Genomic DNA, 22041 nt, shown 5'->3' with positions numbered 1-22041 from the left:
CTTATCTCCGAATAATCAGCGCATCCTGCGACGCGCCTTGAACACTTTCGTACCAGCGCTGACCGCGCCAGTCCAATAACACCCTGCGCGCTTCGATTTTCACCACGCGCACGGAGCCGGTTTGCTGTCCTTCCGCCAGGGCGACGCCATTAATCGTCGCCACCTTGCGGGAGGAGGAATACAGGATCGAATCCACACTGATCGCCGGACGGCTGGGCGCCCCGCTGACCACTACGCCATCCGCGCGCCATCCCATGGGCCGGGTGGGGTCCGCCAGGACTTCGCCATCCGGCAACCGGAAACTTTCTGCTCGGCCAAGCATCGCCACGCCCAACAGCAGCAGACTCAGCGACCATTTCTTTACTTCAGACACCCAGCCACCTCTCATCCAGGCCCAGGGTCTCAAACTCCAGCGTCACTTCCGCCCTGGGATAGGCGTCCACCTTGTAATCCATGTCCACGATGCGCAGGCGGGATTCGTTGCGTTCAATCTTCTGAATATATTGCAAGGTGTCAAAGTACCCGCCGCTGAGCACGACTTTCACCCGGTGACTGAATAACACCGCCGCGGCCTCGCCTTCGCCGTGCTGAATTTTTCTGGGCGGCAGTTTTGCGACGGCGATCACCTGCAAGCCGGAATGTTTGCGCAATAGCTCCATCAGTAATTCGGGCATTTCTTCCGGGGCCACCAGACGGGAAAGACTTTGTTTCAGCCGCTCCTGACGGGCGCTGAGCTGGTTGCGCAAACGCTCGTTCTCCTTACGCAGAGCAGCGTCCGGATCCTGCGCCAATTGCCTGCGCAACACATCCGCCTGAGCGCTGAGGTCCACCAGCTCCAAATTGGCGGCGGCGATCGCTTGCTCCGCCGAACGATTGCTTCGCCACAACGGCTCCCAGGCGAACTGGGCGTACAGCAATATCAGTGCGACAAGCACCGTCGCCAACAAGATGGCTCTCTCCCGCAAGCTGAGGCGGTTCACGCGGGAGATCCATTTCTTCATCATGGCTGCTTGCCTCCCGCGCTGACCACAGGTTGATTGAGCGCTCGGCTGCTCGCCACTGGGCGGGGTGACTGGCCGTCCTGTTCAGGCGTCTCTAAATAAGTGTCTACTTCGAATAATCGGGCGCTGGCGCTTTCCTGCTCCGGCTTCAAGGTCAGCATATTGAATGCGCGGCCGCGCAAGGCCGGCTCATCGCCCAGCGCTTGCAGATAGGCGGGGAGTAAGTCCGGCTGCAGGGTGGCGCCGCTGAAAATCAGGCGCTCGCCTCCTTGTTGAATCCGAATGCGCTGCAACCACAAAGGTTCCTGACGATGCCGGGCCAGGGCGACCATCAGCTCGCTGTAGGACATAGCGCCGCCGTCCGCTTTCAGACCGGATTCCAGCGCCGCCAGCAACGCCTCCGTATTCTGCATTTGCAGACGCAGACGATCATTGTCCGACTGCAGGCGGGTATCTCTGGCGCGGGCTTCAAGTTGCTTGCGCATGGTATCTATTTCCATCACCAACGCCTGTTTGCGGGATTCGGCGGCGACCTGGCTCATCGTCACTTCGGCGCTGCGCCATACCAGATAGCCGGAGTAAAAACCGCCTAACACCATCACCGCCACTGCAGCGGCGATCATCACGGGGATGGAAAGCGGATCTCGCCGTGGGCGAAACTCTTCTACGTATAAGTTAACCTGCTGCATCAGACGCCTTTCCTTCCCCCGGCGGCTTTGCGCATGGCGCCGCCGCAGGCCACCCAGTGAATGGCTGACGCGAGTTGATCGTCCGGCAGTCCGACTTTGTCTTCCTGCAATGTCTGCACGGTCAATCCCAACGCTTCGTCCAACTGCGACAGAAGCTCCGCCTCATTCACCACAGAACCCGCCATCAATCGGCGGGGCGGAGCCTGGCCCATCTGGCTTTCGAAATAGTCAAAGGAGCGCTGCACTTCCAACGCCAGTTGCTGCCCTACCCAGGATTTACGCTCAGGATCGGCCAGCGCCTCCATGTCCGCATCCAGACGACGGGACAGGTAGACAGAGCCGTTTTTGATCAGCAGCATAAGACCGGTGTTTTCCCGCATCATCATCAGGCCCAGGGACTTGCCGTCTTCTTCGAAAGGCTGCGCCAGATTGCGCAGAGCCAATTCTGTGATATCGATAGAGGACAACACCAGGCCGCTGTCGTTGATAACGCGGATGAGTTCTTTCAGCAGGGATTTACGGGCCGTCACCACGTTGACTTGGGCGGGTCTGCCGCGCAGGGCGTCGCTGGGATACTCAAACACATCCACGATGGCGTCGTCGATGGCGTAATCCAGCAGGTCTTTCACCTTCCAGCGCACCGCCTCACGCAGTTCGCTTTCCTCGACACTGGGACGTTCGATTTGATGCAGGGCGTACATTTCCGGCGACAACACCAGATTGCAGGCCATTTTTTCCAGTTTGCGCTCGCTCACGAACGCCTTGAGCGCGCCAGCCCGCTGCGCAGCGCGGGCGTCCAGATAATCGATGACGCGTATTTGGGATTGCCCGCCGAACGGCTCCGAGACGGCGATAGCCATTCCGTCCGGCCTTACTTCAATGCCGACCAGCCCTTTTTTGCCTTTGGAAAAGGAAAGCCATGAAAGCAATCTAATACCTCGTTTTAAGCGCCGACAGCCGCATCACAGAGCGATATTTAACGGCCGGTATCCTTACAACGGGCACACTGATCCTAGTTTTTACATAACTTCAGCTTAGACCACTAACTTATTGTTGCAAATGTAAAAGTGTAAAAAAGGATTTGACAAAAACGGCGCTTTCCAGGTGTCCCAAATAGTGAAATGCGACGTCATTTAAAGGCTTTCAGGCGAGTGAAAAATCCGCACTGTGAGCATAGCTGGCAATGACCGCTTCACTCCGCGCCATCAACAGAACGTTAGGCTGCACCGGCGGTCCAGAGGCTGCTACGAAGGCCTGCGCGCCAGCGCAACGACAAAAAAGGGGCGCCGCCGCGCCCCTTGAAAGCCCTTCCGGGCGAAGATGCAAACAAGAGTTCTTACTGCCAGGCCGACAGATTACTGCCGGTCAATTCGGCGACGAATTTCTTCTCGCCGGAGTAGTAGCTGCTGAGAACTTCCCGGCTGTCCGGGTCGATTTTCGGCAGCGGTTTGGAACTCACGTTCAAGCGCCGCAACAGCTCAGGCACGCCGGTGCGCTTGATAACTTCCGTCAGCCGGGTGTAACCGGATTTGGCCAGCATTCGATAGGTGCGCACCATGATGTTTTCCAGAAACAGAAAACGGTATGACCGCGCCTGGTTTCTGCGCTGCTCCACTCCCTCAGGCAGGAAGTTCACGTCCTGGCAGCCGAGGAATTCGTATACTTCGCGAAACCCTCTGGCGTAATCCCTGTTGAAATCCTCCAGCACGATGATTTTGATCTGCTCCTTGGGGAAGCTCGCAAAAAAAGGCTCCAGGTACTGGGTGTAGCAGCCGAACTTCAGGTGCTCTTCATTGCGGATAAACTCCGCGAAAGAGGTGCTGCCGGCGATATCGCCTTTGCGGATAGCGTGCAGGTAGTCGGAAAACGTGCGCTGCACCGGATCACGCACAATCGCAATGATCTTGGCCTCCGGGAAATGGCGGCGTATGCGTTCCGCCGTTCCCGGTCGATACATGTACGTCACGGAGAACTCCCCCTTCAGCAGGCGGTCATCGCAGCCTTTGAACTGTGACTCATACCAGGCGAATTCATGCTGATCGTACAGGTCGCTGAAATAGTTAATTTCTTTCGGGTTGCCATCGAATATTTCCGGGTGTTGCACCAGATTTTCGAAAAACCAGGTGGACCCGCATTTTCCTGAACCGATGCCGATAAAGTCGACGTTGAATGGTTTAGCCATGTTGCGCCATCCTCTCCTTGGGCTCTTCCACTTTTTCCTCAGTCTTCATGGGAACGATGCGCGCGGGGTTGCCGACGGCAATCGAGTTGGCGGGCACGTCCGTGATCACCAGACTGTTGGCGCGCACCACTACGTTATCGCCTATAGTAACGTCGCCCAAAACCTTGCACCCAGGCTCCAGGGTGACGTTGTCGCCGATGATCGCCAGACGCGGTTTGCCGCGAATATTGCCGACGGTGACGCCTTCATACACGGTGAAGTTCTCGCCGATCTCCTCCGCCAGTACAAAGATGCCGGAGAAATTACACACCACCATGCCCTTGCCGATCCTCGCATAGCTCTGGATGCTGATGCCGGTGAACATTTGCACCAGATAAAACAAAACGAAGTACGCCGCTTTTAACAGCAACGACAAGGGTTTGAATCTGACGGAGCCCGCCAGTCTCCCGAAGCGATAAACCATCGCCGCGAACGTCCCTCTGTGCGGCAATGCGCGCAGACAATTGGCGGTGGAGGCGTCGCCGTAGAGCAGCTCCGCCTTGCGCCTCACATCCTGTTTAATGTTCGTTATCATGATCCGTCTTCAGTAATTAACCACCTTCTTGCCTTCCCGCTTCTCCGCCATCCAGTTGGTTTCCCGGGAAATAATACGGGCGGGGTTTCCCATCACCGTGCAGTTGTCCGGCACGTCGGAGATCACCACCGAGTTGGCGCCGACCACCACGTTATCGCCAATTTTCACACTGCCCAGCACCTTGGCGCCGGCGCCGAGAAACACATTGTTCCCCAGCTTCGGCGGCTCCGGCTGTTCACGCAGGTGACCGGTGGTCACGCCCTGGAACACAATGCAATTGCCGCCTATTTCGCCTTCGCTGATGAAGATGTTGGAAAAGTTGTGAATGACGAACCCCGGACCAATTTTGGCCTTGGAGGGAATGTAAATGCCGAATCCCAGCACCACCAATACCTTGCCGAGAGCGTAGGGAATGTACAGAGGAATGCGCAGCAGCGCGGGCTTGATGCCGCGCGCCCAGCTTCCGTAACGATAGACGATGACGGCGATGGTGCCCGGCTCCAGAAAGACCCGCACATTACGGGTGAACCAGCTTTTCTGGCTGAGAAACCATTGCTGCTTGAATTTGACGTCCGCCTTGATCAGGCTGATAAGTCCCATCTTTTGCATAAGTCCTTTTGCTGTCCGTTGCTCAGACGCTGGCGGATTCCGCTACGCACCCCGCCACATACGTCGCCATGGCGCCGAAAGTGTCGAACGTTTCCGGCTCCAGACTTTCGCTGTCGATCTCGATATCGAACTCTCCCTCCAACGCCACAATCAGTGAAATGCGCTGAATGGAATCCAGGTTCAGGGGTTCATCGAGGCCCACTCCGTCATAATCGATGCGGGTGACGCCGCCTACGACTGACTTCAAGCGTTCTAGCGTATCTGATTGGCTCATATTATTTTCTCCATGTTCACTTCCGTTTAAGCCTTTGTTTCCGTAATCCTTCCTGGGGACTGCGCGGTTAAGCGTCAGCCCTTTTTGATATACAAGCGATAGGGGAATTTCTCAGTCACCTGAATCACCGGGTTGTGACCCACGTAGATATAATAAGTGCGGCAGATCAGCTCGCCGCAGTAGTAACTGGAGCTGCCCGGGACCACTTCCTGTTTGATTTCGCGGTAGATATCCGCGACCTGACGATAGGTCTCCAGACCCATCTCCCGCAGCAGCTCGCCAATACCGATTTTACCCTGTAATAATTGTTCGCTGATTTGCTCAGGCAGGTCCTGCGTTTTGATGATGGAGGTGGCGTACGCGTAGATGTCGCCGCTTTCCACGCCGCGAATGCAGACATTGCGTCGCAATACGGTATCGCCTTTGTGGCAGGACATCTCCTCCACATCTTCTTCCAACGCCTGTTCGTGCTGGCCGAGTTGCTCGACCATCAACGGCTCCCAGTAATAGGCTTCCAGAGTTTTGGTCACAGTGCCGTCAGTGACCAGCAGCGTCCGCAAAATCGGCGGCATCGCGGCGATGTCGAGACTCTCATCGCGCTTGTTGGTAATGATGCCGCCAGCAATATATCCCTTTGCTTTAAAACAATCTAACATGCTCTCCACCTTGTACTTAACTTTGCGGATTAAAGATATTTTCTGAGCACCTTGCCCAGAGGACTCTTTGGAATTTCGTCTACGAATTCGATAATTTTCGGCGTTTTGTAAGCCGCCAGACGCTCCGCGCAACAGGCCGCCACCATCTCCCTGGTGACGCCGGCGCCGGCCTTCACCGCCACCTTCACCATCTCGCCGTACATGCCGTCGGGTTTGCCCAACGCCACTACTTCCAGCACGCCGGGAATACGCCGGATCACTTCTTCAATATCCGCTGGATCGACTTTATGACCGGCCACATTGATCATCAGCTTTTTGCGTCCAACGATGATCAGATTGCCTTCCTCATCCAGGCGCCCCAAGTCTCCCGTATGGTAACCGTCTTTGCGGAAGGTTTCCGCACTTAATTCCGGCAGCCCCCGGTACTCATGGGTCATGGCCGGGGAGTCGATCACCACCTCGCCTTCCTGTCCTGCGGCCACAGGCTCTCCCTCATCGTCAATCAAACGGATAACGGAGCCTGACACCGGCTTGCCGACAGAGCGGAAATTGGCGGCCGAGACATGCGCATTCACCGCCGCGGCGCCGGTTTCCGTAGAGCCGTATAACTGCCCCAGAGGAATACCGAAGGCCTCGCGGAAGCCGATGAATATGTCTTCCTCCAGCGGTGCGCCAGCCGTATACGCCAGGCGTAATCGACTCAAATCCGGCGCCTGCTTGAATGGCGTCATCGCCATCATTTTGCACATAAACGGCACGGAAGGCAGCAAGGTCGCCTGATGCTCCGACACCAGCCGCATCATTTTTCGCGCATTGAACTCGCCATGATGAATCAACAAGGTTCCGCCATTCATCAACGCCGCCAGGAAACAGTTGCCAAAGCCATGAGCGTGAAACAGCGGCACGCTGCAGGCGATGACGTCTTCATGATTGATGCGCAACGTGGCGGCGGAGCCCTCCACTTCCGCCAGCACTTGCGCCTGCGTGCGCACTACCTGCTTGGGCGCGCCGGTGGAGCCGGACGAAAACATAATGACGGCGTCCGCCGCCCCCGGGTAACGACTTTCTGGTGTGGCCTCATCTGACGTCGGCAACGCGTCATCCAACCCGATCACACAACGGGCCATCTCAGCGGGCAGCTTCGCTTCCGCCTCAGGAACGACAAAGGCGAAGCGTACTCTGGCGTTGTCGAGGTATAACGCAGTTTCCTCCTGCGTGTAAGCCACGTTTAACGGTAACAGTACGCCGCCGTTGGCCCAGACCGCAAGCGAGGTCGCCACAAAGTAAATGGAGTTGGGAACCAGCGCCGCCACCGCCTCACCGGGGCCGACGCCGGCCGCCCGCAATGCGTGGGCGTAACCAACGGCGGCGCTGACAATTTCGCGATAACTGTAGGCAGTCTCGCGCCAAACAACGGCTTCCTTGTCAGGAAACCGTTGCGCCTGCTCAATAAAACGTGCAAATAACATATGCTTACGACTTCACTCTATGCTTTGGTTTGCAGCTCTTTATAGCCGGTGGCCTTCAATTTGCCGTAGAGATTGAACAGCTCTACGAACGCCTTGAAGATGACTAACGGATTGGCGCCGGTGGCGGCCCCTGACAACCTGGGATAGTGACTGACAGGCACTTGCTTGATCGTACAGTGCATCATGCCCGCCTGAGCCAGAATCTCGGTGTTGATCATGGCGCCTTCCGCCTCAATCCGAATGCTCTGGATAAAATCGCGCCGGAAAATCTTGAAGGCGCAATCTATATCCCGCACCCGGATACCGAACAGGTAACGCACCAGAGCTCCCCAACAGTATGCGTTCAGCTTGCGATGCCAGGGGTCGGCGCGCTGAGCCCGGTAACCCACCACGATGTCGTAATCGTTGATGTGCCGCAGCAGCAGGTCGACTTCCTCCAGGTCGAACTGACCATCGGAATCGGAGAAGAAAATAAAATCCCCCCGCCCCGACTTCAGGCCGGTCCTGACCGCGCCGCCATATCCCTTGTTCTGCACATGGTGAATAGGGCGCACTTCTTCATGCTCCTGACGCAGGCGTTCGAGGATATCCCGCGTGCCATCGGAGCTGCCGTCGTTGACGACAATGATCTCTACGGTTTCAAAATGCTTCTTAAACGCTCCTATCGCCTTCAGGACCGTCATTTCTATATTCGTTTCTTCGTTATAGGCGGGGAATACGACAGATACGCTAGATAATTTTTTATTTTGCGCGGAAACCGAAGCTTCCGTCTGGGCATCCTCTGTGGGCGCCTTATCCACCTTACGTAATATGATGTCCGCTTCCATTGAACTGTCCTTTGTTTCGCTGGGTTATTCCATTGCGGCGTTTACTTAACCACCCGTAAATCACGCAGCCAGAAATTTGTCCTTGGTGAACACCGTCTGCGGCGTTCGCAGCTCACGGGAACTGCGCCAGGACTGCACGCCAGATAGTTCAAAGTTGAAAGACATCACTTCCACGCCGGCTTTCACCAACGCTTCCATAACCCGACGTTTACGGGTGGACTCACAATAGAACATCATGAAGCCGCCGCCTCCCGCGCCGCTGACTTTGCCGCCCAGGGCGCCGGCTTTCACCGCGTCTTCATAGATCTGGTCGAGCTGACCGTTGGAAATGGTCGCCGCCATTTTCTTCTTCTCTTGCCATGCGTAATCCAGCAGTTTGCCGAATTCATCCGGGCGACCGGTCAGTAGCGCTTTTTTCATCTCCACCGCATGCGCCTTGAGGTTGTGCATGGCGTTCAGGCTCGCCTGGTCGTTGCGCTCCACGTTCTTGACCTGAGATTCGATGATGCGCGAAGACAACCGGTTTTTTCTGGTGTACGCCAGAATCAGGTTGTATTCGAGTTCATGAATAACCCAGGGGTCGATGCGTAGCGAATTGACGATGACATGGTCTTTCTGGAACTCCATGAAATTGAAGCCGCCGAAAGCGCTGGCGTACTGGTCCTGCATGCCCCCCAGAATACTGAGATCACCTCGTTCGATTTCGCAGGCGCGACGGGCGATGTCGTAGGGGCTTAACGCCAGGTTCTTCAGCTCTCGGAAAGCGCCGATCAACGACACCACCATGGCTGACGAAGAGCCCAGACCAGACCCTGGCGGGGCGTCATTATGGGTGACGATGCGCAACCCAGCCGAACCTTCGTAAAAGCGCTTGATCACGCCTTTGGCCAGATCGCTCTCGCCATTGAACTGAAGATCCTTGTTGGCTTTGATGCGAGTGATGCTTTCGAAATCCTGCGAGTAGATTTCTATTTGCGGAACTTCCCGCAACTCCAGGTGAGTGTATGCGTATTTGTTTATGGTGACGTTCAGCACATTGCCGCCATATATATCGGAGTAGCTGGCGATATCGGTGCCGCCTCCGGCGAAGCTGATCCTTAGCGGAGCTTTTGATCGGTAAAACATAAAGTAGTCCTTTCCCTAGTTTTGTAACCTAATCATTTTGAATACGTCCAGTTACAACAAACTGCCGTCCTTGCGCTTCAGGAAGCGCGATACAGTGTTGCGTCCCTTTCAACAATAAATTGCTGTGCAATGAGATAACCGATAACCCTCTCCACGCATTCGGACAGGGATACTGCATCAGTATTCAGAGTCAATTCCGGATTGACTGGCGGTTCATAAGGAGAATCAACGCCGGTGAACTTTTCGATGCGGCCCGCGCGGGCTTTCTTGTACAAGCCTTTGGGGTCGCGTTGTTCACATACGTTGAGAGGCGTCGACACATGGACCTCGACAAATTCGCCGGGCTCCAGCATTTGACGCACCATTTTTCTATCTTCGCGGAAGGGGGAGATGAAAGCGCTCAGAACGATCATGCCGCTGTCGACAAACAGTCTGGCGACTTCGCCTATTCGGCGGATGTTCTCGACCCGGGATTCGTCGGAAAAACCCAGGTCTTTGTTCAGCCCATAACGGACATTATCACCGTCCAACAGATAGGTGTGGCGCTGCAACTCAAACAACTGCGCCTCCACCGCATTGGCGATCGTGGATTTGCCTGCTCCGCTAATGCCGGTGAACCACAGTAGACAAGGCTTTTGCGTCTTGATAGACGCGCGCTGGGATTTACTGATTTTATGCTGATGCCAGACAATGTCGGCGCAGACGTCATTCCCAGACTTTATTGTATATTCCTTAGCCACCGTCGTACTCCTGAAGCCATGAGCGAAACGCAAATCCGCGTTCATTTCCTTATCCGTGGGAGCAATCTCAGCAGAGTAAAGCAGCAGCCCAATGTCCTCAGCGAGGCAAAAAGCATGCCCGAGCAAGGGCCAAAACAGGGAAAAAACACAGATGACGTTTATATGACAGTCAGAGGAAAACACACAGTCCACGGGCGCCGGTTACGACCTGAACAAATAAAGAACTGTTTTATCTTCCACTTAAGGCGGGTTTAACGATGGCCTACGCGGGAAGAAGTCGAGATGCGAGATCACGACTTTGAGCCTACGCCTCCGTAAAAAACACCGAAAAAAAATGAATTCTTTCTCACGCACCGGAATGAAAACAGCCCGATTTTTACATCCATTTTTGATTCATTTGAGGGCGCCGATGAAGAAGAAAGTGCAGCCGCTTATGCGCTAAGTGTAAAGAAAATAATAAGATGAATGTCGATTCAGTTTACGCTTTACCCATTTTCCCTGTTTACTTATTAATCTCTGTAAACATTCTCAATACTTTTAACGACACAACAAACCGGAAGTGTCTATATTTTTTACACTCCGTTTTTGCACCACCTTTGACCACTCGGTCAACTTATTCCCAATATCCCGCGCCACTAAAGGGTTTCCGGGCCATAGCCTCTATTCATCGGGTATTTCAGCGAGAAAAAGCTGGCGTCAAAAAGGAGAATTTGCGCTCATTTATCGTCATCACCACGGGTTTTCATTTTACAAACCTGTCATTCTGGCCCGCCTCCTTTGGCTCGAATATTGCCTTTTTCGGAGTTAACAGCAGGTTAAGCCTGTTTGCTTTTCAGCCAGGATCTACGTCACTTTTAGAAGGAATGCATACAAAGTGAAGCCAGAAAAAAGGAAATTTAAAATCGCCATGGTGGCGGCCTGCCCTTTTCCCGCCAATCATGGATCGCCCGCTTCCATCAGGGAAATGTCGGAAGCGCTGGTAAGCCTGGGCAATGAAGTCCATATCGTCACTTATCCTATTAAAGAGGATATTCCCGTAGTTGGGCCGCACATACATCGGGTGCGGGTTCCCGGTTTCAAGAAAAACGCCATTCGGGTCGGCCCTTCCCCTGAGAAGTTTCTGTTCAACCCGCTGATGGTGTTCAAGCTCATACGCGTCATCCTCAAATATGATATCGACATCATTCACGCCCATAATTATGAAGGCGTGCTGATCGGCTGGCTGGCCAAACTGATCACGCGCCGGCCGTTGCTGTATAACGCGGTCAACAGCATGACCGACGAGTTGCCTACCTACGACTTTTTCAAAAACAAAGACTTCGCCCGTAAGCTGGCGGCTTTTCTGGACAAAACCCTGCCCTTCAAAGGCGATCATGTCACCGCCGTGTCCGACGATCTCAAACACTTTCTGGTGGAGCTGGGCGTGGACGCGGACAAAATCACCGTACTGCCCGCCGGCGTCGTACCGGAGATGTTCGATAACCCCAATCCTGAGCGGATCTACGCCCGCCACCAATTAAGCAAAGACGATCATTATCTGGTTTACACAGGGAGTCTAGACGCCTTTCAGCGAATCGACTACCTGCTGGAGACTATGGCGCGGGTAGCCGCCCGCCGCAATGACGTGAAGCTGCTACTGGTCGGCAATATCTCCAACCCGGAAGCCCACCGCAAATACCAGCGCATGGCGGAGGAACTCGGCATCGCCCATCAGGTGCTGTTCTGTGATCAGGTGCCCCTGGATGAACTGCCGGACTATCTGGCGGTCGCCGATGTGGCGGTGATTCCTCGTCCAGAGTGCCCGGGACATCCGGTGAAAGTGTTGAATTACATGTCCGCCGGCGTCGCCATCGCCGGCTTTCGCGGCGGCGCCAAGGGACTGACCCATGAAAGCAATGCGCTGATCGTAGACAACCATGACTGCGACGCGCTCGCCGACGCGGCCATTCAATTGTTGGACGACGACGCCAAACGCCAGCGTCTGGGACAGGCCGCCCGACAAGTGGTGGACAAGTTCTACACCTGGCGACAACTGGCGCAGGGCATTGAAGTGCTGTACGAACATTTGTATACGGGAGGAGAACGAGCGCCCAGGGAAAAGCTGCGTGAGTTCATTCTGGAGACTTACTCTCCAAACGACGCAAGATCTTGAAGTGTATAAATGGAATGTAGTGCGGCAAGGGAGCGAACCGTCCTTTTCCAACGTCATTGAAACGCTGGCGCGAATGCGCGGATTCTGGCAATCTGCGCATTCGCCTTCATACAACGGCGAAGCCGGCGTCCGCGTCACGCCGGTGGGGTCAGGCGTCAGCGCCAGCCCAGGGAACAGGCTCTTGCAGCCGATTTATATGGAGGTTAGGTAACCATGGCCGGTTTACTGGCGGCGGATATCCGCAGGAAGCGTTCACACTATGTGCGCATCGATAATTTCGTCAACAAGTACCTGAAAATCACGTTCCAGTTGGGCACGCTCTATCTGTGCTCGTATCGTCTGGGACATTACGCCTCGCGAGCGCGCAATCCCTTGCTAAAGCTGGCGGCGTGGCTTTTATATTTCCCAACCGAGTTTCTGCTGGGCTCCATTACCGGCATTCGCATTCCTCCCCAGGTCGCTATCGGCCCCGGTCTGGTCATCCATAATTTCTCCGGCGTTTTTATCGACGCGGACATCGTGGGCGAAGACTGCACCGTCAACCAGTGCGTCACCGTCGGTCCAGACTATCAACGCAAAGGCCGTCCCCGACTGGGAGACAATGTCTTTATCGGCTCCGGCGCCAAGATTCTGGGGAACATCACCATCGGCGACAACGTAGTGGTCGCCTCCAACGCGCTAGTGATCGACTCGGTTCCGGACAACTGTACTGTCGTCGGCGCGCCGGCCCGAGTGGTTTCCCGCAACAACACCAGCAGTTATCTCAAGTTCAAGCAGCCCAAGAGTTGACGGCGTACTTATGGCGACCACCGTAGCCCACGCACTTTGCGGTATCGACTGCCTCCTGGCGGCCCATGCGCTGCGCGGCGGCGCGCTTATGCCTGGAGCGGCCGCGCTGGCGTTTTTCGCGCTGCTCGGCAATGCGCCGGATCTGGATATGCTGTACGGCTACTTCGTCAGCGGTGATCATCTCGCCTATCATAGTCGCGCGTCTCATGCGCCGGCGGCGTTATTGGTCGTGGCCGCCTTATTGGCCTGGCCGCGCTGGAGTCCGCTGGCGCTCTGGCCTGGTTATGTTCAGCGCTTCGCTTTGATCGCCTGCGCCCTGCTCAGCCACACCCTACTGGACTTTTTCACCGGCCCGCAACGGGGGCTGCACAGCAGCTTTGGCGCGCCGCTGCTTTGGCCGTTAAGCGATACGCGCACCTCCGCGCCGTTTACTTTATTGATTGGACCTCACCACGACACCCTGGCGCGCTTTATCGGCTGGCGCAATGTGTGGGCGGTGGCGTCCGAGTTATTGCTGTTCGCGCCGCTTACCTGGTTGCTTTGGCGACAGGCGCGCAGGGCTCGCAACATCACAGAAGGATTCAAATGACTGGACGCATGCTGAACATCATGAAGCGCAATTTCGTATTTTCTGTTTTCATCGTGGCGATCGTCGGATTGATTGGCTACCTGCTGCTGTCCGCCAAGAAGCATATGGAAATCACCAACACGGAAATCGCACGCACGGTGGGCAACGCCGCGCCAGTGGAACTGCATAAGGTCGGTGCGGGCGCCGTCACTTCCCGTTTCGCCGCCACCGCCGTGGCCACTGAGGGAGTATCCGTCGCCATTCGGCCGCAAATTGAAGGCGCCATCAGGGCGCAGCCGGTCAAGCTGGGCGATCTGGTGGTCGAAGGCCAGGAGTTATTCCGCCTGGATGACACGCTCTATAAATCCAATTACACCCTGGCGAAGTCCCTGGTGGAAAACCGCAAAACCTTGCTGGATTACTACAGCGCCAACCTCAGTGAAATGAAGAGCCTGCTGGAAGGCGAATACGTCTCCCAGGAACAGTATAAGACCGCATTTCTCAACTTCACCCAATCGCAAAGCAGCCTCGCCGAAGCCACTCATCAGCTGAACAACGCCAGCCAGGAGCTTAAGCAAACGCAAGTGTCCTCGCCCATCTCCGGCGTCGTCAGCGAGGTAAAAAGCTTTCCTGGCGTCTATATCAAGAAAGGCGAGGAAGCGCTGGTCATCAATTCCATCGATCCGATTCTGTTCAAGATTCTGCTGCCGGAAAAAGAGCTGGGTAACTTTTCCCTGGGCAAAGCGGTGGATATTCGCCTGTCCGCCTTCACCAACACCACCCTGCACGGAACGATCTATCGGGTTGACCCCGAGTTGGATGAAAGTCAGGGCGCCGCACGGGTCTACGTGCAGGCCGCTAACCCTGAGCTGATCGTGAAGCCCGGCATGACCGGCACGGTGTATCTGGAGCAGAACAAAAACACCGTGCGCATTCCCTCCATCGCCCTGATCAATCGCTTTGATGACGACGCCGTGGTGTTTCGGGTCAGCGAGTCCGGCGCGGCGGAATTGACCCCGGTGAAAGTAGGCATCTCCGGCGACGGCTATGTGGAAATCGTTGCAGGACTGCATGTGGGTGACGAAATCGTAGTGGCGGGACAACAGAGTCTGAAAGCCGGAGATAAGGTAAAAGGATAAGGAATTCATGATATCAGCCAGGTTGTCGCTATCACTCGCCGCCGGCGTCTGTATGACGTTGAGTGCGGGAGTTTGTCATGGCTTTGAAGACCGCCCCGAGTTTAAGGCCCTGTTGAATAAAATGTGCCGCGCCAGCCCGCAATTGCAGGTGCAGCGACTGGAAATCGCCTCCTTGCGCAAAGAGTTTGAATACACGTCAGGCCAGGCGTGGTATCCAGAACTGACCCTGAGCGCAGGTCCACAGTACTACGAAGGCGAATCCGTGGGGAACTTCGCTTTCGAGCAGAATCAGAGCGCTTTCATCGACTCAGACAATGAAACCTCCGTCAGCGGACGCCGCTCCGGATTTGTGAACCAGGCCAAGGTGGCGCTGGATGCGCCGATCTATCGCAATAGCCGCTGGGTGGGACAGGAAACCGATGACGCCGCGATTCTGCGACAGCGCATCGAATATGAAACCGCCAAGCATCAGAAGCTGTTTCAGGAAAGCCTGCTGGAACTGGTGGATGTGCTGGTGTCGCTGCAACAGGCGCAGCAACAGGAAGTTCTGCTGCGGGAACTGTTGGCGGACGCCCAGTCGCAATTGGACATTGCGCGCAATGCCGCCCGCGCCCGTCTGATCGAGCGCTCAGACCTGCTGGAAGCGGAAGGCGCCGTCGCCGAGCTGGAGGGCGAGCTGCAACAGACGGCGAATAACCGTGATTATCTAAGCCAGAAGTTCGCGTTCCTGGCGCAGACCGCCGACGCCATGCCGACGCCGGACTTCAAACTGGATTCCCTGCCTCCCGCAGGGGATCTGAAAACCCTCGTCGAGGCTGCGGAAAACAGCAGCATTGACGTGATTCTGCAACAGACCCAACTCGCCATCACCCGTCGCCAGTATGATCAGGCGCGCCACGATAACGGCGTCGCCTTCGGCTTGAGCGGCTCCGTACGGGGCGTGGCGGACGAGGACTTCGGTGAGAGCAAACATCTCGCCACCGTAGGAGTCAGTCTTGAGGTGAAGTTGCAGGACACCTTTCGCGCCAGCGGCAAGTCCCGCTACTGGGCGCTGCAGGTGGAAAAAGAACAGAGGCAGTTGGATCTGATCAGGGCGAATCAGCGCATCGTCACCCTGCAAAATTATCGGGACTATCAACAGCAATTACTGACCCTGAAGAACTCGCTTAGCGCCCTGGAACGCGCCAGATCCGAGTTGGAGAAGAACCAGGAGCTGTTTCGACTGGGCAAGGTGGGCGTCAGTGAGGTGATCGAATCCCGTTCCGATATCCGACAAATTGAGCTGGGCAAATTGGACGCCTACGCCAAGCTGTGGCTGCTGCAATTCCGGCTGACGCCGGGCGCGCGATGGTCCTGCTCCGTAGAGGGAGATTAATCAATGTCTTCGAACAAGAAGATTTTCCGCAATATCATCGCCACCCTGCTTGGCGAGGGCGTGGGCGCGCTGCTCAACATTTATGTCATCGTGTTGATCGCCCGTACCCTGGGACCGGAATCTTTCGGCGACTTCGCCTTCATTCTCGCATTTGTCGGCTTGTTGCAACTGGTCACCGACATGGGCGTCACCAACCTGTTGGTGCGGGAAATCGCGCAGAAAGCGGAGCAATACAAGTATTTCTTCGGCAACGTGCGCCTGCTGGCCTGGGTAGTCACCCTGGTCGCCACCGCGCCCACCGCCATCGTCTGTCTGCTGGTTTTGGAGGATCGCAATTTCGGGCTGAGTCTTTTTATCATGACGGTCGCCGCTTTGATCGTGTTTCACAGCGTGATCTATGGCGCGCTGTTTCGCGCCTTCGAGCGCATGGAATTCAACGCCGCCATTTTCGTCATACATAAAGTGATTCTGTTGGCGCTCACCTTGTACTGGCGCGACCACGACCCCGGCATCCTCGCGCTGTGCGGTTACTATTTGCTGGCGAATGTCTGTCAGTTTCTGCTGTTTTACGCTTGCAGCCTGGCGGTTTTCAAGCGCATTCCCTGGCGCTTTGATCCCGGCCTGTGGAAATACGTGCTGTTTGAGTCTGTCCCTATCGGACTGTCCATGATGTGCCGTCGCGCCACTCTACATGTGGACACCCTAATCCTGAAAGCGATGGCCGCGCCGCTCGCCCTGGGCCTGTTCAACGCCGCCTATCGGGTGATACAGATCATTGAGATGCTGCCGTTCACGCTGTCCATCCCGATCTATCCCAAGCTGGCCCGTCTGGCGCTTGGCGATAAAGCGGAATTCAGCCGCTTTCTCAATCAGGTGCTGAAATTTTACGCCATCCTGTCGCTGCCCATCGTGGCTTATGTCTTCGTCTTCGCCGAGGACATCATTGGATTGATGTATACGCCGGAGTTCGCTTCTTCCGCCCATATCCTGCAAGCGCTAGCGGTGGCGATATTCTTTATCTTCCCCTCCTCCATCATGATTTACGTGTATTCAGCCATGGGCCGGCAACGCCTGTTCACGCTAATCTCCGTCGCCACCCTGGCCACCAACGCCATCCTGGATGTCCTGCTGATTCCACATCTGCACGCCTTTGGCGCGGCGGTGGGTACGGTGACGGCGGAAGCCTTGTTTATCGCCGGCTCGCTCTGGTTCCTGTATCGCCAGTCCGTGCCGGTGCAATGGGTGCGCATGTCTTACAAGCCGTTACTGGCGTCATCGCTGGCGGGCTACGCGGTGAACGCGGCTTTCGCTTCCCCGGGTCTGCTGCAGTTTATCCTGGCGTCACTGCTGTTCGCCGTCGCCTACCTGCTTCTGATCCTGGTCAGCAAAACGCTGGATCAGCGCGAGCTGGCTTTCCTGACGGCGTTGCTCAAGCGTCGCCCAGCCGGTAAAGGAGCGCAGTAAGTCCATGAAGATGCAGGCGGGGGTACAGGCAAGTCTGATTCTGGCGATGCTGGGCGCGTTCCTGGCTCCCTGGATCAACCTGCCCTTCGCCGGCGGCGAGTCAGGCGTCCAGTACGCCGCGTCCATGGCGCTGTCGCATCCCGATATGCTGGGCCCCGTCTTATTACTTTTGATCGCCGCGCCTTTGCTGGCGATCAGCGTCCATTTCAATAAACCGAATCTCGCTTTGACGAGCGCCGCCTTCGCCCTGGCGTTCCTGGTGTGCGTTCCCGGTTACCTCGTCGCCCTCGACCTCCATACCTTGCCAACCTACGCCGACAATATTGAGGACTATCGCACGCTGAAGCGTTTCTTCAATTCCTTCTTCACGCCGAATAAGGGCCAGGCCATCGCCCTGCCCGACACCGCCAACTTTGATTCATTGGGCGGCCGCCTGGAGCTGGCCTTTCTGTGTCTGGAATGGGGTTGGTATATATCCACTGGCGCCGCGGCCATTCTCTTCATGATGACGTTGTCCAAGGCGCGCCTGCGCTTCTATCCCATTGCGCTGCTCATACTGGCCACCCCGCTGGCGTTGACGCTCTATGCGCCCATGCAGGCGGCGAAATACAGGCAGGACGCGCAGTGGCGTCTGACTGAGGGTAATCCGGCGTCCGCATTTGGCGCCATGGTCATCGCTTTCAAGCTCGATCCCCTGCTGACTTACTCCGAGCAGGCCAGCCGGCTTTTCTCACAATTGAACGCCATAGTGTTCAAACCGGAAAACCCCGCCGCCGCGCTCTATCAATCGGCGCAGTTGGAAACCGCAGGCAAGCGCCAGGAAGCGCTGGACACGCTGCATACGGCCCTGCAACACCGCCGCGAAGATGAGTTCTTTCCTTATGTGGCGCACCATACCAAACGCCGTCTCACCATCCTGACTGACCGGGTCATCAGTCGTAACTACCGTCACGAACAATGGGATGAGGCCTTGCTGGCGTTGCAGGAAATGCTGAGGGTCTATCCTGAAAGCGACACCCTGCGGGCGATGGCCAGTCTCGCCTATATCCGCCAGGGCGTGCCGGAAAGCTGCCTGTCCAGCGTTTCCGCTTCGCTCGAACGAATTCAAGGCTCCAGCCTGCGCGCCGACCTGCTGGCGACCCAGGGAGAATGCCTGATGATGATGGGTAAAGTAGATCAGGCGCGGCAGTCGTTCCAGCTTTCCATTGATGCGGACAGCGTGCGCAATCTGCGCGCTGTGCGCGGGCTGAGTGGGTCATGACCATGCTGTGGCGAAGCGCGCGACAGGGACTGCAGGCGAGCCGCAAAATCTTTCCGGCGTTGCTGGCGTTCTCCCTGTTGCTGGGACTGATGACCACCTACGCACTGGAGCTGAAGAACCGGCAAGGCGTGCGCTTGAATTGGGACGGAGCCCAGTGGATCACCGCGCCAGACGCCCGCGCCGTCAGCTATTTCCGCAAAATATTCATCGTGCGCGCCGCGCCCTACAAAGCCTTCTTGAAGCTCGCGGGAACGGAGAATTACAAACTCTATATCAATGGCGTGGAAATCGCGGTGAAATCCGCCGCCACGTCTGAGCCAATCTGGCTGGGCGCGGTGGAGTCATACCTACGCCCCGGTAAAAACGTCATCGCCGTTCGGGTGGAAAAGTCCACCCTCGGCGGCGCGCCGGCGATGATACTTTCCCTGCGCGTGCAAGACAGCCAGGGGCAAGAACAGCGGCTAGTCAGCGACAACGCCTGGAAAGCGTCCTTTACCCCCGCCAATGGCGGCGCCGACGCCCGGATTTGGTATCAATACGGTTTTTATGACGCGGACTGGCGGGCGCCGCATTTAGCCAGCGAGCTAAAACCGCCCGCCATCAGCGGCAATGTGGATTACGGCTATTTTCTGTGGAGCCGCACCAGCGCGCTGCAGCCGATCTGGCGCAGCGGCGCCGGCGACAAAGCGTCGGAAGCCCGTTTTGTGCTGACCTTGCCCTTCTCCCGCACCGCGCTGCAAAACGCCTGGTTGATGGCGCAATGCAACGGCGCCTTCAAGGTTAACGTCAATCAACGCCGCCTGGGCGACTACGCCAGCGACTACCCGCAAATCAAAGTCATCAATGTGTTCCAGCCCCTGCGTACTGCGCCTGTCAATCAAATTGAGGTGTTCGCGGATTGCGACCCGGCGCTGGGAATGGGGTTACAGGCGATCGTGCAGACCGGCGACGATCGCTTCATCAGCTTTCCCGGCATAGACTGGCGCGTCAGCCCAGTCAGCGCTACGGATGCGCCGGCGAACTATGAGAGCCCAGCCTATACGCCGCACATCCGCCAGATATCGACGGAGTCAGCAGAAAGCGCGCTGATCCGTTTCGAAGACCCCAGCCTGGAGGTTATGCGGCAAACCCGTTACCCCGAATTGATCCTGCGCGCGCTGAAATGGTGCGCAATCTGGCTGTTGCTCAACATTCTCACCAGCACAGCTCTGTTGTTGGCGCTGGGAAGTTTGCCCCGCCTTGTCACAGCGATAAACCTGTTACTCACCTCCGTCACCTGCAGCGGCGCCTTGCTGTGCGCCCTCGCCCTGGACGCGCGTCTGCTTACTAACAGCCTGTTTAATTTAGGCGTGGTCACCGCGCTGTTCGGCGCTGCGCTTCTGGGGCAGGCCTTGTGCGCCCTGCAGTTGCGCTCAGCACGCTTTGCAACCAGTCACATTAACGGCGCCGCCGCTTATACTGGCGCCGCGGGCGCTCCCTCTAGAATCCTGGAGGAAAGCCTATGAACAGCCGCGCCGGGTCGCAATGGATGAAATGGCCGCTAATGCGCGCCAAGGCTAATTCCTTTCCGGTGATCATGCTGATCGCCACCGCGCTGATTGCTCTCTCTTTCAGTTTGCGCGTAGGCGGCCTGGAGGCGCGCGCGCTTACCATTGATGAAGCCACTATCGCCAGTTTTGTAGAAGGTGTGTTGGATAAGGGCTATCCCTATATCTACGTCAGCACCATGGAAGTACCGCTGGCCACTTACGAACTGGTGCCTTACTTTTTAGCGCTATCGGTCAAGTTGGGCGGCTTTTCCGAGTTCACCCTACGTCTGCCGGCGCTGCTATTCTCCACTGGCGTATTGGGTCTGATTTTCTGGATCAGCCTGCGCCGATTTGGCTTGGCGGCGGCGATTATCGCCGGGCTCTTATACAGCCTTTCAACCTGGTCCATTTACTGGTCGCAGAACGCATTTCACCCGGCGCAGACGCAGTTCTTCACTTTGCTCACCGCCACGGCGGTCTACCATCTGTTACAGCAGGAACGGGTTCGTTTGCGTTTCGCGTTATTAGTCTGGGCGCTGTTCACCGTGACCTATCTGAGCTGGGAAGGCTCTGGGTTCCTGCTCCCAGTCATGGCCGTCATCGTGCTTATATTCAAACGGGACAATCTGACCTGGATCTTCCAACGCAATCTCTGGGTAATGTATCTGCTAGTGATTTTAACCCTGGTCGCACAAGGCGTGCGCCGGGTGGCGCTGCAACAGCCGCACCTGATGCTGGGCTCCGGCAAAGGCGATGTCAGTCTGCCGCAGTTAGGTTTTCTGAAAGACAGTTGGGAGCCGGGGTTTTACTTCATCAATTTCTTTGGCATGGAAACGCATCTCATCACCGGAGCCGTATATCTTCTCGGCGTTTACTACGCGTGGAAGCGTCCGACACTGCGTTTTTATTATCTGGTGTTCCTTATTACGCTTCTGTGTCTCAGCAACTTTTTGCTGTTTTACAACGCCCACTATGTGTTTTTTATCTACCCGTTTTTCATTATCAGCGTCGGCGCCATTTTGACGTTTCTGATAAAAGACGTAACGCGCCTCACCGCCCGGGTGAAAGCCCCCGCAGCGACGGCGATCGCCAGTTTCAATCTTGCAGCGCTCTTATTGATGGCGGTGATGTCGATGAACTCCAATCTGATCCATTTCTATAGCATCGGCAACCTGGGACATCTGGGATTTCGCTCGGATTACCGGGACGGTTTCGCCGGCGTGGATTACCGCAAGGTGTCCGCCACATTGAAACAGGGCTATCGCGAAGGCGATAAAGTCATCAGCATGGCGCCGATGCCAACCAAGCTGTATTCCGGCATTACGCCGGATTATTTCCTGCAAACCATTACCGATCGCAAGATCGTCTACGACCGTAACCTGGACTCGCCCTTCTATCGGGACAAATTCCTGGGCACGGTGGTGCTGCGCAGCGACAGGGAGCTACAGGACGTACTGAACCAGAATAATCGGGTCTGGTTGGTGGCCTCCCCCTGGAATGCGATGACGCTGGTCATCGACGCGGACACCTTGCAATTCGTCCAGCGCAGCATGCGCGTGGTGGACGAGAGTTACGACGCCAGACTCTTTTTATGGCAGAAATAAACAAGGGGAATGAA

22 protein-coding genes are annotated in these 22041 nt (G+C 56.3%); 9 read left to right on the top strand and 13 right to left on the bottom strand.

The features are described 5' to 3' along the window. Nucleotide 1 precedes the first annotated feature (1 nt). The 13 genes from O5O45_RS29455 to cysC all read right to left on the bottom strand — a co-directional run bounded on the left by O5O45_RS29455 (nucleotide 2) and on the right by cysC (nucleotide 10146). Nucleotides 2-373 carry a general secretion pathway protein GspB gene (locus O5O45_RS29455; RefSeq protein WP_305902828.1) on the bottom strand — a complete coding sequence of 124 codons (372 nt, stop codon included), beginning with the start codon at nucleotides 371-373 and terminating at the stop codon, nucleotides 2-4. Beyond that, on the bottom strand, nucleotides 366-1004 hold the full coding sequence (locus O5O45_RS29450) for a hypothetical protein (RefSeq protein WP_305902827.1): 639 nt from the start codon (nucleotides 1002-1004) through the stop codon (nucleotides 366-368). Before O5O45_RS29450 ends, O5O45_RS29455 begins: the two co-directional genes overlap by 8 nt. Continuing rightward, entirely contained in the window at nucleotides 1001-1690 is a 690-nt protein-coding gene (locus O5O45_RS29445; protein ID WP_305902826.1) for a hypothetical protein, read from the bottom strand. The genes O5O45_RS29450 and O5O45_RS29445 overlap by 4 nt, the downstream gene beginning before the upstream one ends. Further along, a complete protein-coding gene (locus O5O45_RS29440; protein ID WP_305902825.1) occupies nucleotides 1690-2619 on the bottom strand; it encodes a type IV pilus biogenesis protein PilM in 930 nt (309 codons plus the stop codon). Before O5O45_RS29440 ends, O5O45_RS29445 begins: the two co-directional genes overlap by 1 nt. 407 nt (nucleotides 2620-3026) lie before the next feature. After that, nucleotides 3027-3872 (bottom strand): sulfotransferase family protein, encoded by an 846-nt coding sequence (locus O5O45_RS29435; RefSeq protein WP_305902824.1) that lies wholly within the window; start codon nucleotides 3870-3872, stop codon nucleotides 3027-3029. Further along, the gene (locus tag O5O45_RS29430; RefSeq protein ID WP_305902823.1) at nucleotides 3865-4446 is read right to left on the bottom strand and encodes a serine acetyltransferase; all 582 of its coding nucleotides are present in this window, start codon (nucleotides 4444-4446) and stop codon (nucleotides 3865-3867) included. The genes O5O45_RS29435 and O5O45_RS29430 overlap by 8 nt, the downstream gene beginning before the upstream one ends. Nucleotides 4447-4455: 9 nt before the next feature. Further along, complete coding sequence (locus tag O5O45_RS29425; RefSeq protein WP_305902822.1) at nucleotides 4456-5055, bottom strand: serine O-acetyltransferase; 600 nt, start codon at nucleotides 5053-5055, stop codon at nucleotides 4456-4458. A 22-nt stretch (nucleotides 5056-5077) separates the two neighbouring features. Beyond that, the gene (locus tag O5O45_RS29420) at nucleotides 5078-5329 is read right to left on the bottom strand and encodes an acyl carrier protein (protein WP_305902821.1); all 252 of its coding nucleotides are present in this window, start codon (nucleotides 5327-5329) and stop codon (nucleotides 5078-5080) included. A gap of 74 nt (nucleotides 5330-5403) precedes the next feature. Beyond that, complete coding sequence (locus O5O45_RS29415) at nucleotides 5404-5985, bottom strand: chorismate--pyruvate lyase family protein (RefSeq protein WP_305902820.1); 582 nt, start codon at nucleotides 5983-5985, stop codon at nucleotides 5404-5406. A 29-nt stretch (nucleotides 5986-6014) separates the two neighbouring features. Continuing rightward, nucleotides 6015-7454 carry a class I adenylate-forming enzyme family protein gene (locus tag O5O45_RS29410; RefSeq protein ID WP_305902819.1) on the bottom strand — a complete coding sequence of 480 codons (1440 nt, stop codon included), beginning with the start codon at nucleotides 7452-7454 and terminating at the stop codon, nucleotides 6015-6017. A 17-nt stretch (nucleotides 7455-7471) separates the two neighbouring features. After that, nucleotides 7472-8281 (bottom strand): glycosyltransferase family 2 protein, encoded by an 810-nt coding sequence (locus tag O5O45_RS29405; protein WP_305902818.1) that lies wholly within the window; start codon nucleotides 8279-8281, stop codon nucleotides 7472-7474. A 60-nt stretch (nucleotides 8282-8341) separates the two neighbouring features. Beyond that, nucleotides 8342-9406 carry a GHMP family kinase ATP-binding protein gene (locus O5O45_RS29400; RefSeq protein WP_305902817.1) on the bottom strand — a complete coding sequence of 355 codons (1065 nt, stop codon included), beginning with the start codon at nucleotides 9404-9406 and terminating at the stop codon, nucleotides 8342-8344. 77 nt (nucleotides 9407-9483) lie between these two features. Beyond that, the gene (cysC, locus tag O5O45_RS29395; protein WP_371748016.1) at nucleotides 9484-10146 is read right to left on the bottom strand and encodes an adenylyl-sulfate kinase; all 663 of its coding nucleotides are present in this window, start codon (nucleotides 10144-10146) and stop codon (nucleotides 9484-9486) included. 874 nt (nucleotides 10147-11020) lie between these two features. Here cysC and O5O45_RS29390 point away from each other — a divergent pair. The 9 genes from O5O45_RS29390 to O5O45_RS29350 all read left to right on the top strand — a co-directional run bounded on the left by O5O45_RS29390 (nucleotide 11021) and on the right by O5O45_RS29350 (nucleotide 22027). After that, on the top strand, nucleotides 11021-12298 hold the full coding sequence (locus O5O45_RS29390) for a glycosyltransferase family 4 protein (RefSeq protein ID WP_305902815.1): 1278 nt from the start codon (nucleotides 11021-11023) through the stop codon (nucleotides 12296-12298). Nucleotides 12299-12511: 213 nt separating this feature from the next. Continuing rightward, the gene (locus O5O45_RS29385) at nucleotides 12512-13087 is read left to right on the top strand and encodes a serine O-acetyltransferase (RefSeq protein ID WP_305902814.1); all 576 of its coding nucleotides are present in this window, start codon (nucleotides 12512-12514) and stop codon (nucleotides 13085-13087) included. A 10-nt stretch (nucleotides 13088-13097) separates the two neighbouring features. After that, nucleotides 13098-13676 (top strand): metal-dependent hydrolase, encoded by a 579-nt coding sequence (locus tag O5O45_RS29380; protein ID WP_305902813.1) that lies wholly within the window; start codon nucleotides 13098-13100, stop codon nucleotides 13674-13676. Next, complete coding sequence (locus O5O45_RS29375) at nucleotides 13673-14794, top strand: efflux RND transporter periplasmic adaptor subunit (RefSeq protein ID WP_305902812.1); 1122 nt, start codon at nucleotides 13673-13675, stop codon at nucleotides 14792-14794. Before O5O45_RS29380 ends, O5O45_RS29375 begins: the two co-directional genes overlap by 4 nt. A 7-nt stretch (nucleotides 14795-14801) precedes the next feature. Beyond that, nucleotides 14802-16169 carry a TolC family protein gene (locus O5O45_RS29370; RefSeq protein ID WP_305902811.1) on the top strand — a complete coding sequence of 456 codons (1368 nt, stop codon included), beginning with the start codon at nucleotides 14802-14804 and terminating at the stop codon, nucleotides 16167-16169. A 3-nt stretch (nucleotides 16170-16172) separates the two neighbouring features. Continuing rightward, nucleotides 16173-17633: a flippase gene (locus tag O5O45_RS29365; RefSeq protein ID WP_305902810.1), complete on the top strand. Its 1461-nt coding sequence runs from the start codon at nucleotides 16173-16175 to the stop codon at nucleotides 17631-17633. A gap of 4 nt (nucleotides 17634-17637) precedes the next feature. Next, the gene (locus O5O45_RS29360) at nucleotides 17638-18894 is read left to right on the top strand and encodes a tetratricopeptide repeat protein (protein ID WP_305902809.1); all 1257 of its coding nucleotides are present in this window, start codon (nucleotides 17638-17640) and stop codon (nucleotides 18892-18894) included. Between the two features lie 2 nt (nucleotides 18895-18896). Then, the gene (locus O5O45_RS29355; RefSeq protein WP_305902808.1) at nucleotides 18897-20399 is read left to right on the top strand and encodes a hypothetical protein; all 1503 of its coding nucleotides are present in this window, start codon (nucleotides 18897-18899) and stop codon (nucleotides 20397-20399) included. After that, complete coding sequence (locus tag O5O45_RS29350) at nucleotides 20396-22027, top strand: glycosyltransferase family 39 protein (RefSeq protein ID WP_305902807.1); 1632 nt, start codon at nucleotides 20396-20398, stop codon at nucleotides 22025-22027. Before O5O45_RS29355 ends, O5O45_RS29350 begins: the two co-directional genes overlap by 4 nt. Nucleotides 22028-22041: the final 14 nt, after the last annotated feature.

It is taken from the genome of Hahella sp. HNIBRBA332, from assembly GCF_030719035.1.
Lineage (GTDB): Bacteria > Pseudomonadota > Gammaproteobacteria > Pseudomonadales > Oleiphilaceae > Hahella.
Note: the sequence above shows the minus strand (reverse complement) of the source record. Positions and strands in the feature narration are given on the sequence as shown.

What these genes read in the sequence shown, in the direction of transcription:
- O5O45_RS29450 (WP_305902827.1), bottom strand. Translation starts at nt 1,004, where the DNA reads ATGATGAAGAAATGGATCTCCCGCGTGAACCGCCTCAGCTTGCGGGAG.
- O5O45_RS29360 (WP_305902809.1), top strand. Translation starts at nt 17,638, where the DNA reads ATGAAGATGCAGGCGGGGGTACAGGCAAGTCTGATTCTGGCGATGCTG.
- O5O45_RS29365 (WP_305902810.1), top strand. Translation starts at nt 16,173, where the DNA reads ATGTCTTCGAACAAGAAGATTTTCCGCAATATCATCGCCACCCTGCTT.
- O5O45_RS29380 (WP_305902813.1), top strand. Translation starts at nt 13,098, where the DNA reads ATGGCGACCACCGTAGCCCACGCACTTTGCGGTATCGACTGCCTCCTG.
- O5O45_RS29350 (WP_305902807.1), top strand. Translation starts at nt 20,396, where the DNA reads ATGAACAGCCGCGCCGGGTCGCAATGGATGAAATGGCCGCTAATGCGC.
- O5O45_RS29430 (WP_305902823.1), bottom strand. Translation starts at nt 4,446, where the DNA reads ATGATAACGAACATTAAACAGGATGTGAGGCGCAAGGCGGAGCTGCTC.
- O5O45_RS29355 (WP_305902808.1), top strand. Translation starts at nt 18,897, where the DNA reads ATGCTGTGGCGAAGCGCGCGACAGGGACTGCAGGCGAGCCGCAAAATC.
- O5O45_RS29435 (WP_305902824.1), bottom strand. Translation starts at nt 3,872, where the DNA reads ATGGCTAAACCATTCAACGTCGACTTTATCGGCATCGGTTCAGGAAAA.
- O5O45_RS29385 (WP_305902814.1), top strand. Translation starts at nt 12,512, where the DNA reads ATGGCCGGTTTACTGGCGGCGGATATCCGCAGGAAGCGTTCACACTAT.
- O5O45_RS29405 (WP_305902818.1), bottom strand. Translation starts at nt 8,281, where the DNA reads ATGGAAGCGGACATCATATTACGTAAGGTGGATAAGGCGCCCACAGAG.
- O5O45_RS29425 (WP_305902822.1), bottom strand. Translation starts at nt 5,055, where the DNA reads ATGCAAAAGATGGGACTTATCAGCCTGATCAAGGCGGACGTCAAATTC.
- O5O45_RS29415 (WP_305902820.1), bottom strand. Translation starts at nt 5,985, where the DNA reads ATGTTAGATTGTTTTAAAGCAAAGGGATATATTGCTGGCGGCATCATT.
- O5O45_RS29420 (WP_305902821.1), bottom strand. Translation starts at nt 5,329, where the DNA reads ATGAGCCAATCAGATACGCTAGAACGCTTGAAGTCAGTCGTAGGCGGC.
- O5O45_RS29445 (WP_305902826.1), bottom strand. Translation starts at nt 1,690, where the DNA reads ATGCAGCAGGTTAACTTATACGTAGAAGAGTTTCGCCCACGGCGAGAT.
- O5O45_RS29400 (WP_305902817.1), bottom strand. Translation starts at nt 9,406, where the DNA reads ATGTTTTACCGATCAAAAGCTCCGCTAAGGATCAGCTTCGCCGGAGGC.
- O5O45_RS29410 (WP_305902819.1), bottom strand. Translation starts at nt 7,454, where the DNA reads ATGTTATTTGCACGTTTTATTGAGCAGGCGCAACGGTTTCCTGACAAG.
- O5O45_RS29375 (WP_305902812.1), top strand. Translation starts at nt 13,673, where the DNA reads ATGACTGGACGCATGCTGAACATCATGAAGCGCAATTTCGTATTTTCT.
- O5O45_RS29370 (WP_305902811.1), top strand. Translation starts at nt 14,802, where the DNA reads ATGATATCAGCCAGGTTGTCGCTATCACTCGCCGCCGGCGTCTGTATG.